General features: G+C 72.1%; 13 protein-coding genes. 6 read left to right on the top strand and 7 right to left on the bottom strand.

Going from position 1 to position 12,763, the window contains the following annotated elements; translation table 11 throughout:
• Both D8M35_RS12665 and D8M35_RS12660 read left to right on the top strand, forming a co-directional pair.
• Nucleotides 1-1,432: PTS fructose transporter subunit IIC (locus D8M35_RS12665; protein ID WP_126892183.1), on the top strand; the 1,432-nt coding region annotated here is incomplete at its 5' end.
• 313 nt (nucleotides 1,433-1,745) lie between these two features.
• Entirely contained in the window at nucleotides 1,746-2,534 is a 789-nt protein-coding gene (locus D8M35_RS12660; protein ID WP_238638224.1) for a DedA family protein, read from the top strand.
• Nucleotides 2,535-2,538: 4 nt separating this feature from the next.
• Here the strand turns inward: D8M35_RS12660 and D8M35_RS12655 are convergent, their stop codons facing one another.
• Nucleotides 2,539-2,742, bottom strand: coding sequence for a DUF2945 domain-containing protein (locus D8M35_RS12655; RefSeq protein ID WP_058729617.1), 204 nt, complete (start codon nucleotides 2,740-2,742; stop codon nucleotides 2,539-2,541).
• A gap of 201 nt (nucleotides 2,743-2,943) precedes the next feature.
• On the opposite strand from D8M35_RS12655, the gene D8M35_RS12650 reads away from it, so the two are divergent.
• Together D8M35_RS12650 and D8M35_RS12645 are read left to right on the top strand one after the other, a co-directional pair.
• Nucleotides 2,944-3,996: a serine/threonine-protein kinase gene (locus tag D8M35_RS12650; protein ID WP_161972660.1), complete on the top strand. Its 1,053-nt coding sequence runs from the start codon at nucleotides 2,944-2,946 to the stop codon at nucleotides 3,994-3,996.
• 42 nt (nucleotides 3,997-4,038) lie between these two features.
• A complete protein-coding gene (locus D8M35_RS12645; RefSeq protein ID WP_126892181.1) occupies nucleotides 4,039-4,662 on the top strand; it encodes a phosphoribosylanthranilate isomerase in 624 nt (207 codons plus the stop codon).
• Between the two features lie 96 nt (nucleotides 4,663-4,758).
• On the opposite strand, the gene D8M35_RS12640 is transcribed toward D8M35_RS12645, so the two are convergent.
• The 3 genes from D8M35_RS12640 to D8M35_RS12630 all read right to left on the bottom strand — a co-directional run bounded on the left by D8M35_RS12640 (nucleotide 4,759) and on the right by D8M35_RS12630 (nucleotide 6,688).
• The gene (locus D8M35_RS12640) at nucleotides 4,759-5,517 is read right to left on the bottom strand and encodes an HAD-IIB family hydrolase (RefSeq protein WP_126892180.1); all 759 of its coding nucleotides are present in this window, start codon (nucleotides 5,515-5,517) and stop codon (nucleotides 4,759-4,761) included.
• Nucleotides 5,518-5,546: 29 nt separating this feature from the next.
• Nucleotides 5,547-5,972, bottom strand: a complete 426-nt coding sequence (locus D8M35_RS12635; protein WP_126892179.1) for an acyl-CoA thioesterase — start codon at nucleotides 5,970-5,972, stop codon at nucleotides 5,547-5,549.
• A gap of 122 nt (nucleotides 5,973-6,094) precedes the next feature.
• The gene (locus D8M35_RS12630; protein ID WP_126892178.1) at nucleotides 6,095-6,688 is read right to left on the bottom strand and encodes a nitroreductase family protein; all 594 of its coding nucleotides are present in this window, start codon (nucleotides 6,686-6,688) and stop codon (nucleotides 6,095-6,097) included.
• 179 nt (nucleotides 6,689-6,867) lie between these two features.
• Here D8M35_RS12630 and D8M35_RS12625 point away from each other — a divergent pair, with 179 nt between their 5' ends.
• The gene (locus D8M35_RS12625; protein ID WP_126892177.1) at nucleotides 6,868-7,791 is read left to right on the top strand and encodes an AEC family transporter; all 924 of its coding nucleotides are present in this window, start codon (nucleotides 6,868-6,870) and stop codon (nucleotides 7,789-7,791) included.
• A gap of 272 nt (nucleotides 7,792-8,063) precedes the next feature.
• Here the strand turns inward: D8M35_RS12625 and D8M35_RS12620 are convergent, their stop codons facing one another.
• From D8M35_RS12620 to D8M35_RS12610, 3 genes are all read right to left on the bottom strand, one after another.
• Nucleotides 8,064-8,900 carry an exodeoxyribonuclease III gene (locus D8M35_RS12620; protein ID WP_126892176.1) on the bottom strand — a complete coding sequence of 279 codons (837 nt, stop codon included), beginning with the start codon at nucleotides 8,898-8,900 and terminating at the stop codon, nucleotides 8,064-8,066.
• A gap of 51 nt (nucleotides 8,901-8,951) precedes the next feature.
• A complete protein-coding gene (locus D8M35_RS12615; protein ID WP_126892175.1) occupies nucleotides 8,952-10,295 on the bottom strand; it encodes a M23 family metallopeptidase in 1,344 nt (447 codons plus the stop codon).
• Between the two features lie 115 nt (nucleotides 10,296-10,410).
• Complete coding sequence (locus tag D8M35_RS12610) at nucleotides 10,411-12,099, bottom strand: hypothetical protein (protein WP_126892174.1); 1,689 nt, start codon at nucleotides 12,097-12,099, stop codon at nucleotides 10,411-10,413.
• 76 nt (nucleotides 12,100-12,175) lie between these two features.
• On the opposite strand from D8M35_RS12610, the gene pyrE reads away from it, so the two are divergent.
• Nucleotides 12,176-12,727, top strand: a complete 552-nt coding sequence (gene pyrE, locus D8M35_RS12605) for an orotate phosphoribosyltransferase (protein WP_058729844.1) — start codon at nucleotides 12,176-12,178, stop codon at nucleotides 12,725-12,727.
• Nucleotides 12,728-12,763: the final 36 nt, after the last annotated feature.

Here is a 12,763-nt window from a genome sequence, read left to right as displayed (position 1 = left end):
CTCCTCGCAGGTCGAGCCGCTCGACCCGGCGCTCATCGCCCGCGCCGACGCCGTCGTGTTCGCGGTGGACGTGGACGTCCGCGACCGCAGCCGCTTCGCCGGCAAGCCGCTCGTCTCCGGGCCGGTCAAGCGCGGTGTCGACGAGCCCGACGCGATGATCGCCGAGGCCATCCGCGCCGCCGACGACCCGCACGCCGCCCGCGTGCAGGGCGGCGCCGCGACCGCCTCCGAGTCGAACAAGGCCGACGAGCACTTCGGCCAGGCGCTCAAGCGCTGGCTGCTGACCGGCGTGAGCTACATGATCCCGTTCGTCGCCGGCGGTGGACTCCTCATCGCCCTCGGCTTCCTGCTCTCGGGCTACGGCATCGCGCTGCAGCACGGTGACTCCGGGCAGAACAACGCTGTCTACACGCTGACGAACTACACGCTGCTGAACCTGCCGCCGGAGGGCCTCGGCTACTACCTCGGCGCCGCCGCGTTCCAGATCGGCGGGGTGTCCCTCGGGTTCCTCGTCGCCGCCCTCGCCGGGTACATCGCCTACGCGATCGCCGACCGACCCGGCATCGCGCCGGGCTTCGTCGCCGGGTCGATCGCCGTGTTCATGAACGCCGGCTTCCTCGGCGGACTCGTCGGTGGTCTCATCGCCGGTGCGGCCGCGTACTGGATCGGCCGCATCCCGACCTGGCGCTGGCTCCGTGGCCTGATGCCGGTCGTGATCATCCCGCTGTTCGCGTCGATCATCGCCTCCGGCCTCATGCTCCTCGTGCTCGGCGGCCCGATCGCCTGGCTCATGACCCAGCTCACCGACTGGCTCAACTCGCTCAACGGCGCCTCGGTCATCCTGCTCGGCATCATCCTCGGCCTGATGATGGCGTTCGACCTCGGCGGTCCGGTCAACAAGGTGGCGTACTCGTTCGCCGTCGCCGGGCTCGGTGCCGGCACCGCGAGCAACGTCGTGCCGTTCGAGATCATGGCCGCCGTCATGGCAGCCGGCATGGTCCCGCCGCTGGCCCTGGCCCTCGCGTCGACCGTGCTCTACCGCAAGGGCTTCACGAAGCCGGAGCGCGAGAACGGCAAGGCCGCGTGGCTCCTCGGTGCCTCGTTCATCTCCGAGGGTGCGATCCCGTTCGCCGCGGCCGACCCGCTGCGCGTCATCCCGGCGTCGATGGTCGGTGCCGCGGTCACGGGTGCGATCTCGATGGCGGCCGGTGTGACCTCGCGTGCTCCGCACGGCGGCATCTTCGTCTTCTTCGCCATCGGCGGCATCGCGATGTTCGTCGTCGCGATCCTGGCCGGCACGGTCGTCTCCGCGCTGGTCCTGGTCGCCCTGAAGAAGTGGGTGCGCAAGTCGCCCGCCACCGAGTCCGTGGCCGCCGAGCAGGCAGCGGTGGCCGGCGAGACGGTCGGGCAGCGCGCGCCGGCCGCCGTGTAGCGGTCGTCACCACCTGGGACGGGAGGCTCGGTGCCAGCTGGCGCCGGGCCTCCCGTCCGTCGTCGGGGCGGGTCTGGCCCTGCGGCCGGCGTCTCCGCACGACGCCGGCGTCTCCTCGAGACGCCGGCCTGCTGCCGAGACGCCGCGGAATCCGGGGGAGTCTCGGCGGGGACGAGGCGTCTCGGTCCGACGCCGGCGTCTCGGGAGCGGCACCGACGACGGCCGGACAGGGGCGTCTCGGCGAGACGCCGGCGTCCGACGCTTGCGCGGACGCGCACCGCGATCTGTCAGGACGCTCAGGGAGACTCGGGGCATGACGACCGCCCTCACGCTGCCGCCGACCCTGACCGTGACCACCGCTGCCGCGGGCTCCCGGCCGGAGGGCACCGAGGACCTCGGCGGCCTGTCGGGCTTCGTGCTGCAGCTCATCGACGCGCTGGGGGAGTGGGGCGTCGCACTGATGCTCTTCGTCGAGACGGTGTTCCCGCCGATCCCGTCCGAGGTCATCCTGCCCCTCGCGGGCTTCCTGGCCGGCGCCGGGCAGATGAACCTCGTGCTCGTGCTGGTGCTGGCGACGCTCGGGTCGTACCTCGGCGCGCTCGTGCTCTACTGGCTCGGCGCGGTGATCGGGTTCGAGCGGACCGTGCGACTGCTCGGACGGCTGCCGCTCGTCGACGAGGACGACTTCCGCAAGGCTGCCGACTGGTTCCACCGCCACGGCAAGAGCGCCGTCTTCTTCGGCCGCTTCGTACCGATCGTCCGCAGCCTGATCTCGCTGCCCGCCGGTGCGGACCGGATGCACCTGGTGCCGTTCTCGGCCTTCACGATCATCGCCAGTGGCATCTGGAACAGCGCGCTCGTGCTGCTCGGTGCCGCGTTCGGCACGCAGTACGACAAGGTCGAGCAGTACACCGAGTGGATCGACCGCGTGCTCTACGTGGCGATCGCTGTCGTGGTCGTCACCTTCGTGGTCCGACGCATCCGCCGAGTCCGCGCCGAGCGGGCAGAGCGGCGATCGACGGAGCGGCGGTCGGCGGAGCAGGACGCGCAGCCGACCGGAGCCGTTCGCGGACGCCGTCGTGCGACGTCCGCGAACGACTGACGGGTCACTTCTTCGTGAGGGCCGACTCCTTGTGGGCGGCCTTGTTGCCGGACTTCTCCGACTCGATGATCCAGTACGGGTCGTCGTCCGTCGGCTTGAAGTCCTGACCGTCGAACGTGAAGTCCTTCGTCTTCTTCTCGACGAGCTTGCCGGTCGTCTTGCCCTGCGAGGTGTTCCAGTGCACCTCGTCGCCCTTCGACAGCGCCACGATGTCCTCCTTGCGTAGTCGGTGTGGTTGCGTGGACCCGGACGCTACCCCCGTGGATCCGCGGATCCACGGGCATCTGTCCCCCATCACGATGTCGTAACGCCCCTGCGGGATCGAGGTGGGACGCGTACCGTTGACGGCGAGTCAGTTCGCCGGCGTGTGCCGCGGTCCCCGATGGCTCCAGACGGAACGACGTGCAGCATGACCCTGGTCGACAGCGCACGAGCCGACACGGTCCTCTCCGGCCGCTACCGGCTCGTCAGGCTCATCGGTACCGGTGGCATGGGTTCCGTGTACGAGGCCCGCGACGAGCACACCTACCGGCTCGTCGCCGTGAAGCTCTTCGCGACGCCGGACTCGATGACGACGGCCGACCGGGTCCGCCAGGAGCGCGAGATCCGCCTGCTCAGCATGCTCTCGCACCCGGGCCTCGTGCCGCTCTACGACGCCGGGACCCACGAGTTCGAGGACGGGCCGCACCGCTTCATCGTGATGGAGCTCATCGCCGACACGACGCTGCTCCGGCGGCTCGCGGGCGGTGCGCTGCACAACTACGAGGTCGCCGACCTCGGCGCGCAGCTCGCCGACGCCCTGGCGTACGTGCACTCGCGCGGCATCGTGCACCGCGACGTCAAGCCGGCGAACATCCTGATCAACGACGAGGGCGCGTCCGGCTTCGCCCGCTCGGTCAAGCTCACCGACTTCGGCGTCGCGCACTTCGTCGACGGCTCCCGCCTGACCAACGACGGCACGATCATCGGCACCGCGGCGTACCTCAGCCCCGAGCAGGTCGCGGGTGAGCCGATCGGCTTCGCCACCGACGTCTACTCGCTCGGCCTGGTGCTGCTCGAGTCGCTGACCGGCAAGCAGGAGTACTCCGGCACGCTCATCGAGGCGGCCCTCGCGCGGCTCCGGAACGACCCGCAGGTCCCCGCGGAGGTCGGTGCCGAGTGGAAGGACCTGCTCGCCAAGATGACCCACCGCGACCCGGCCAGGCGCCCGACGGCCGTGGCGATCGCGAACGCGCTGCGCGGTGGGTCGACGCAGGTCACCGGCCCGGTCCCGCTCGGTCCGGAGCGCACGAAGCACAAGCGCGACCACAAGCTGCACCGCGCGGCGCACAAGCACGCCAAGCGTGGCACCTTCACCGCGGTGCGACGCTGGCGTCGTCGGAACGTGCTCGTGGGCTCGTTCGCGACGTTCGGCGTGCTCGCCGCGTGCGCCGCCGCCTACGTCGCGGGAACCCTGCACTGAGCGCATCCGTCCGGGGACGGCGGTGCCTGGCAGGATGGTGACATGACCGACCAGCGCTGGATCAAGATCTGCGGCCTGTCGACGCCCGAGACCGTGGACGCCGCCGTGGACGCCGGTGCCGACGCGGTCGGGTTCGTCTTCGCCGCCGGCAGCCCCAGGACCGTGACGGCCGACCTCGCGAAGGAGCTCGTCGAGCGGGTGCCCGAGGGCATCGACGCCGTCGGCGTCTTCCGCGACCAGCAGATCGACGAGGTCGTGGGCATCGCGTCCGAGGTCGGGCTCACCACCCTGCAGCTGCACGGCCGTGAGTCGGTCAGCGACTTCGCCCGCGCCCGTGACGCCGGGTTCTTCACCATCCGCGCCGTCTCCGCCGACGACTACCTGCGCGAGACCGTCGAGCAGCGCGCGGAGTACGACCACGACCTGCTGCTGCTCGACGCCGCGGTGCCGGGCAGCGGGACGCTGGTCGACCCGTCGACGCTCGCAGGACGCGTGGACGAGGCCTGGATCCTCGCCGGCGGTCTGACGCCCGCCAACGTCGTCGCCGCCGTGCAGGCCCTCGACCCGGACGGGGTCGACGTGTCGAGCGGCGTCGAGTCGGAGCGCAGCGTCAAGGACGCCGCGAAGATCCGCTCCTTCGTCGAGGCGGTCCGCAGCATCCCCTGACGCGCACGCGCGACGTCACCACGAGACGGACGGGAGGCCCGGTGCCAGCTGGCACCGGGCCTCCCGTCCGTCCGTGAGCGCGTCAGCGCAGGGGGCTCACTGCAGGGTGGGGATGAGCTCCGTGAGGAACGCGTCCGTGTCCTCCCAGCCCTCCACGGCGTGGCAGGGGACGCCGAGCGCCTTCACCGGGTAGTCGTTGCCCTCCGGGTCGAGCCGGTCGCCGACGAACAGCATGTCGTCGAGCGCGATGCCGGTCAGCTCGGCGAGGCGGCGCATGCCGTACGCCTTGTCGATGCCCTTGCGGGTGATGTCGACGCTGGTCGACCCGCCGGAGCGGACCTCGAGGTCGGGGAGCTCGGCCTGGACGAGGCGGCGCAGGTGGTCCTTCTTCTCGCCGGTCGGGTCCCAGCGCTTCTTGACGTCCACCGGAGCGGACTGGCCGAGCGCCGAGAACGTGATCTGCGACCCGCGGTCCTCGAGGATCTCGCCCCAGGTCTCGGACTCCCAGTAGCCGGCCGCCTTCGCCTGCGACTCGACCGCGGCGAGGGCGCGGGCCTTCTCGTCGTCCGTCAGGTCCTCGGCGTACTGCAGCGCCCAGTCGGACCCCGACCAGCGGTAGTACGCCGTGCCGCAGGTCGGCAGCAGGTGCAGGTCGTCGAGCACGAGGCCCGCACGCTCGCGGAGCGGGAGCACGAGCTGCTGCTCGAACTGCTGGAAGTTGCCGCCCGAGATGACCGCGACCGGCACGGTGGCGAGCAGGGCGGCGAACGTCTCGAGCATGCGCGGGTCGAGCGGGGACTTCGACGGGGCGAGGGTGTCGTCGAGGTCGAAGGCGACGAGGCGGGGCGTGGTCATGCCCCCGATTCTGTCAGCTGCCGCCTCCGTCAGGCGCGGTGGGCGGCGGGGACGCGGTCGCGGGCGTAGGTGATGTCCGTCCAGCCGTGCGGCGCCGGGTTGCCGTCCTCGTCGAGGTTCACGAACACGATCTCGTCGATGGTCACGATGCTGCGGTGCGTGAAGAGGTTCCGTGCCTCGGCCCGCATCGTCAACGAGGTGCGGCCGAACCGGGTCGCGACGAGGCCGATCTCGACGATGTCGCCCTCGCGCGCCGCCGACACGAAGACGATCTCGGACATGTACTTCGTGACGACCTTGCCGTTGCCCAGCTGGATGATCGCGTAGACGGCGGCCTCTTCGTCGATCCAGCGGAGCAGGCTGCCGCCGAACAGCGTGCCGTTCGCGTTGAGGTCCTCGGGGCGGACCCACTTGCGTGTGGTGAAGTGCATCTCGGGCTGCTGCTGCTGATCCATGTCCGTACATGGTACGACGGCCGGGTCCCGTCGGGATCCGGCCGTCGTGGGGCGCTGCTGCGCGGTCCGGCGCTGCTGCGCGGTCCGGCGCTGCTGCGCGGTGGGGCGCTGCTGCGTCCTCGTCACTCCTTGACGAGGACGACCTCGTCGAGGGGCAGGCGGGTGCGCGGGGCGACCTCGCGCTCGGCAGCCTTGTCGTCGAGCTGCGACGGGTCGGCCACCGTGCCGATCGCCGTCACCGTGTAGGGCAGGAAGCGCTCGGGCAGGTCGAAGGCGGCGCGCAGGCCCTCGGCGTCGATGCCGGCCATCTGGTGGACGTGGAGGCCCTCGGCGTGCGCCTGGACGGTCAGCGCGGTGAGGGACTGTCCGAGGTCGTACTGGGCGAAGGGGCGCTCCTCACCGTCCTCGGTCGTGGTCTCGAGGATGCCGACGACCAGGGCGCTGGCGCGGAAGGCCCACGCGGCGTTGAAGCCGAGCAGGTTGTCGTTGATCTTCGCGAAGGTGTCGGTCCCGCGGCGGCCGGCGATGAAGCGGCGCGGCTGGTGGTTCATCGCGGACGCGGCCCAGCGAGCGGCCTCGAGGACGGCGTCGAGCTGGGCGTCGGTCACGGTCGCGGTGTCGTCGTAGGAGCGCGGGCTCCAGCGCTCCTCGAGCAGCGGCACGAGCGGCTGGCTGGAGTCGGTCGAACGGGTGAGCGTCTCGGGCGTCGAGGTCATGGTGGCTGCAACGGTAGTCGATGCGTTCGCATTTCCGGCCTGAGTGACGTCACATGTGGGCGGGAGCGGGGCAGGCGCGTGGGCGCTCGCGTGCTCGCGCGTGCGGCTGCGCGGCTCGTGCTGCACGTGTTGCCGTCCTGGTCGCCGACGGCGGCTCCGGGCTGCGAGGATGGGACGCGATGGGTGGCGTGTTGACGGGGTTCGCGATCATCGGCGCGATCATCGCCGCCGGGTACGTGGTCGGCCGCGTCCGCCTGCTCGGACCGCACGCACAGTTCGTGATGAGCCGCCTCGCGTTCTTCGTGCTCATGCCGTGCCTGCTCTTCCACACCATCGCCACGGCGCACATCGAGTCGCTCGTGTCACCGATGCTCTGGGTGTCGCTCGTCAGTGCCGTGACGGTCGGGCTCGTCGCCGTCGTGCTGTTCCGGTTGGTGCTCCGGCGGTCGGTCGCGACGACCACGGTCGGTGCGCTGGCCTCCGGCTACGTCAACGCCAACAACATCGGCCTGCCGGTCGCGGTCTACGTGCTCGGCCAGGCCACCGCGGTCGTGCCCGTCATCCTGCTGCAGCTCGTCGTGCTGGCCCCGCTCGCGCTGACCGTGCTCGACGCGGCGACGGCGGGCGGTGGCGGGTGGCGGTCACGGGTCGCCGGACCCTTCCGGAACCCGATCATCATCGCCTCGCTCGCCGGGCTCGTGTGCTCCGCGCTGCGGCTCGAGATCCCGGAGCCGGTGCTCGAGCCGTTCTCGCTCGTCGGCGCCGCGGCGGTACCGGTCGTGCTGCTGTCCTTCGGCATGAGCCTGCACGGAGCGACGCCGCTGCGGGACCGTGCCACCCGGCCGGACGTGCTCGTGGCCTCGGCGCTGAAGCTGCTCGTGATGCCGGCTGTGGCGTTCGTCGTCGCCCGGTCCGTCTTCGGGCTCGGCGACCAGGACGTGTTCGTCCTGACCACCCTCGGTGCGCTGCCGGCGGCCCAGAACGTGTTCAACTACGCGCAGCGCTACCAGGCGGCCGTCCCGGTCGCGCGTGACGTGGTGCTCGTCTCGACGATCGGTGCCGTGCCGGTCCTGGTCGTCATCGCCGCGCTCCTGCACCCGTAGCAGCGGGCGGGGCGACCGGGTCCCGCGTGACGGAGGAGCGGCGGGAGTGCCGAGCGGGCCACTCCTGTGACGCTCGACGGCTTCGAGCGACCGATCGAGCCCGACGGGTGACCGGCGCGCGGCATGTCGTACCCGCTCGGCGCAGCTGCGCCCGTGCGCCCAGGGCCCTCGCGGCGCGCCGATGTCCGGCCGGAGCCGTCCCGACGTCCGGTCGGAGCCGTCCCGGCGTCCGGTCGGAGTTGACCGGATCGCGCGTCGTGACCGTTCCGGCGTCAGAAGATCATCGGGCGGTCGTCGTCGAGCGAGGTCTCCAGGTCGAGGTCGACCGACACGGGGACGTGGTCGCTCGGGGCATCGCCCTTCCGCTCGTCGCGGTGGATCGTCGCGCCGACCGTGACGTCCGCGAACGCCTGCGAACCGAGGACGAAGTCGATGCGCATGCCCTCGTTGCGGGGGAAGCGGAGCGACTTGTAGTCCCAGTAGGTGTAGCCCTCGGGCACCAGCGGGCGGACGACGTCCTGCAGGCCGCGGGCCTCGAACTCCCGGAAGGCGTCGCGCTCCGGTTCGCTGACGTGCGTGGCGCCCTCGAACACCCGGACGTCCCAGACGTCCTGGTCGAGCGGTGCGACGTTCCAGTCGCCCATCAGCGCGAGCGGGGTGTCCGGTTCGGCCTCGAGCCACTCGGTCGTGCGGTCGGCCAGCTGCGCGAGCCAGTCGAGCTTGTACGTGTAGTGCGGGTCGCCGAGCTCGCGGCCGTTGGGGACGTAGAGGCTCCAGAGTCGGACGCCGTCGACGGTGACACCCATCGCGCGGGCCTCGACTGGCAGGTCCGGCCCCTCGTGACCCTTGAGGAACCCGGGCTGGCCGGGGAAGTCGCGGGTGACGTCCTCCATGGGCAGGCGGCTGGCGAACGCGACCCCGTTCCACTGGTTCAGCCCGTGTGCCTCGACCTGGTACCCGGCGGCCTCGAACGCCTCGACCGGGAACTGCTCCGGCTTGCACTTGATCTCCTGCATGCCGAGGACGTCGACGTCCTCGCGCACCAGCCAGTCCACGATCCGGCCCACTCGGGTGCGGACGGAGTTCACGTTCCAGGTCGCGACGCGCATGGGATCGAACCTACCGGTGGCGGCTGGCACGCTGCTCGCGCGCCCTCCCGCCTAGAAGCGGACGCCGCGCGCCGCCATGAACGGCGCGGGGTCGGTCGTGGCGCCGTTGATGTGGACCTCGTAGTGCAGGTGGCACCCGGTCGAGTTGCCCGTCGAGCCGACCAGGGCGATGAGCTGCCCGGCGGAGACCCGCTGGCCGGGCGACACCCGGAAGCCACCGTTCACGATGTGGCCGTAGGCCGTCGCGACGCCGCCGCCGTGGTTGATCCGGACGTAGTTGCCGTACCCGCCGTACCAGCCGACGTACTCGACCGTGCCCGCCGAGGCCGCGACGATCGCCGTCGAGCAGCCGCTCGTCAGGTCGAGGCCGTCGTGCTTCGTGACGCGACCGGTGATCGGGTGGACGCGGTACCCGTACGGGCTGATGACGTACCCGCCGCCGGGGCGGACCCAGCCGGTGCCGGAGCCGGAACCGACCCCGCCGCCACCGCCACCGCCGGCAGCCGGAGCAGGCGCCCCGCCACCGCCGCCGCCGCGGTTGGCTGCGGCTGCAGCCTGACGCTGGATCTCGCGCTGTCGCGCAGCCTCGGCCTCTTGCCGGGCCTTCTCCTCAGCCGCCTTGCGCACCGCCTCGCCCTCGGCGAACTCGGCCTCGGTGCGCACACGGCCCGAGGTCAGGGTCGCGAGCTGGGCGTCGAGTCGCGCCTTGTTCTCCTGCTGCTCGTCGTACGCGGCCTGGACCTTGTCGGCAGCGGCCTGGGCGGCCTGCATCGTGCGCTCGGCCTCGGCAGCGCGCTCCTCGAGCGCCTGCGACGCCCGGTCGGCCTGCGCGGTCAGCGACCGGGCGACCGAGGCATCGGCACTCGCGGCGGCCTCGACCCGCTCGGCCTGCTCCGAGAGCTTGCTCAGCGCACCGAGGTCGTAGAGCAGGTCGCGGGCTCCCTCGCCCTCGGCCAGGACCGACGCCGTCACGTCCGCACCGCCGTGTCGTGCCATCTGCGCCGCGAACTGCCCCGCCTGCGACGCGCTGCGCTCGGCGATCTCGGCGTGCTCGTCGGCCTCGGCGCGGAGCTTCTGCTCGGTCTCGGCGGCTTCCTGCGCCTTGCCCTGCGCCGCGAAGAAGTCGTCACCGAGGCGTTTCGCCTCGGCCTCGGCAGCCTGCACCTGGTCCGACAGGCCGGAGATGATGCCGCGGATCTGCGTGATCTGCTCCTGCTTCGCGGACTCCTGGCCCCGTGCTGCCAGGACCTCGTCCCACGAGGGGTACTTCGCGGCGCTCGCGCTCGGCGCGTCGACGAGCACCGTCGCGAGCAGGCCGGCCAGGGCGAGGCCGGTGGCAGCGATGCGGAGACGGAGAGCGGGGCGCGGGACGCGGTGGCTGGTGGAGCGAGTCACGGGGTCGAGCCTATACATCCGTACAGCCGACTCGACACGCCGCCGCGCCGCCTGTGGAGAACTCCCGACGGCTCCGGGTGCCGCGATCCGCCCTGGAGGAGCCCCCGTTCGCGCCTCAGAAGCCCCGTTCGCGTCGGATCGCGTCCGCGCTGCCCACCACGTCACGCTGCAGCAGTGCCGCGCCGACCGTGCCCGCGTAGTCGTAGACGTCGAACCCGGTGCAGTGCGTGATGGTCGCCGGGGCACCGAGCGAGTCCTCGACCGCGGTGGTCCAGACGTCGTTCGCACCGATCACCACGAAGGTCGGCTCCGCGTCCCGGTAGGCACCGAGGTCGACGAGCCACGGGTAGGTCTCGAAGGTGTCCCGGACCTGCAGGAGCTCGACGTCGTCCGACGCGTACGCGGCCAGGGGCCGGACCGTCCAGAACTGCCCGACGCCGGTGACCTTCCGTCCGTCCGCCCAGCGGTCGAGGCACGCCGCCGGCGCGTACCGGGCCGATGCGACGGCACCGACCGTGCTCGGTGCCACGGTCACCCCGCCGAGCAGGACGACCGCCGCCGCGAGCGCCACGGCGAGCTGCACGCCGCGACGAGGCCGGTGGACCCGGGTCCGGCGGACGGCGGAGCGCACGAGCTCCGCGACCGCGACGAGGGCCAGGAGCGGCGCGGTCACGATCGGCTCCAGGTACCGCGGGGTCTGCGAGCCGGCGACGACCACCCCGACGGACACCGCCACGACCGTCACCAGCGGCAGCACCGTCGCGACGAGCACGGTCCGCGCGGTCCGCACGCGCCAGGCCCACACCGTGCCACCGACCGCGAGCACGACGCCGGCGAAGAGCAGCAGCAGCTCGGCGTCGCCCCGGGCCGACCCGGCGCGGTCGTCGGTCAGCGCCGCGAAGAAGGCGAGCGTCCGCCCGGCCTGCTCCGGGTGGACGTACGTCGACGGGTCGAGCGACACGAACGGCGCGAGCGGGATCCGGAGCAGGTACCCGACGACGGACCCCGCCACGAGGGCGCCCGACATCCACACCGTCGGGCGCCACGGGACACGGCGCGCGAGCGTGAGCAGCACGAGGGTCACGACGACGGGTGCCGCCGACCACGGAACGTAGAGCGGGTTCGACGCCGTGGTGCACGCCGCGACGAGCCCGGTGACGACGAGGACGGTCGCGGAGGCCCGGCCGGTCCGCACGGCACGGAGCGCCAGGACCGCGGTCCCGAGCATCGCGAGCAGCGCACCGTAGTAGTAGGTCATCGTCAGCAGCAGGGAACCCAGTTCGAGCGAGGTCGCGGTGGCGGTGTACTCCGTCAGCACGATCGCGGTCACGAACCCGAGCGCGAGGGCGGACACCGTGATCCGCGCCGACCTGCGAGCGGCGGGCATGAGCTCGTTCGCCGCAGCCCGCACCAGCGCGTACACGGCGAGCAGCACGAGCACGCCGTTGAGCGCCAGGGCCTGCTGCGGGGTCGCCGTGACGAGGGAGCAGAGCAGGTAGACGGGCAGCTCCGGGAAGAAGAACAGCGCCGGCGACATCGCCCACTCGAACGGCTGCCCGAGGCGGATCGACCGCTCGACGAGCGGCAGCAGGACAGAGTCGCCGTCGTACCAGAGCAGGGCGACCCGCTCGGTGACCAGGACGTGGCCGAGGGCGATGACGGACAGGGCGAGCGCGACGGCGGCGCCCAGTGCCTCCCGGCCGACCGCTGCCCACCGACGGCGGGACGGCGGACGTGGGGCGGCGATCGCGACCGGCTCCGGGGCCGCAGCGCGGCCGGACGGACCGGGCGCGACGGGGGACATGAGCGGAGCGTACCGAGCGAGCCGTGACGCCGCCTGGCGATGGCGTTCCGGGGCCGAGCGACTACCCTTGTGGGCTGTGACCGACACGCGCGACCAGCTGATCCAGCACATCTCCGCAGACGCGGTGTTCCACGGCGACTTCACGCTCACCAGCGGCAAGCAGGCGTCGTACTACATCGACCTGCGCAAGGTCAGCCTCGACCACCGGGTCGCTCCGCTGATCGGCCAGGTCATGACGGACCTGCTGCAGCAGGTGCCGGACGTGGACGCTGTGGGAGGCCTCACGATGGGTGCCGACCCGATCGCGAGCGCCGTGCTGCACCAGGCCGCGGCGCGCGGGCTCGCCTACGACGCGTTCGTCGTGCGCAAGGAGCCGAAGGACCACGGCCGCGGCCGTCAGGTCGAGGGGCCCGACGTCCGCGGCAAGCGCGTCGTCGTCCTCGAGGACACCTCCACCACGGGCGGCTCGCCGCTGAAGGCCGCCGAGGCGCTCGAGCGCGAGGGCGCGATCATCGCCGCCGTGGCCGTCGTCGTCGACCGCGACACCGGCGCGAAGGAGCGCATCGAGGCGGCCGGCTACCCGTACTTCGCGGCGATCGGGCTGGCCGACCTGGGGCTGAGCGCGTGACCGGGGAGCGTCCGGACGACGCGCGCGACCCCGACA

The sequence above is a fragment of the Curtobacterium sp. HSID17257 genome, assembly GCF_003989515.1.
Classification (GTDB): domain Bacteria; phylum Actinomycetota; class Actinomycetes; order Actinomycetales; family Microbacteriaceae; genus Curtobacterium.
The sequence above is the reverse complement of the archived record's forward strand: the minus strand, read 5'-3'. Positions and strand labels throughout refer to the sequence as shown.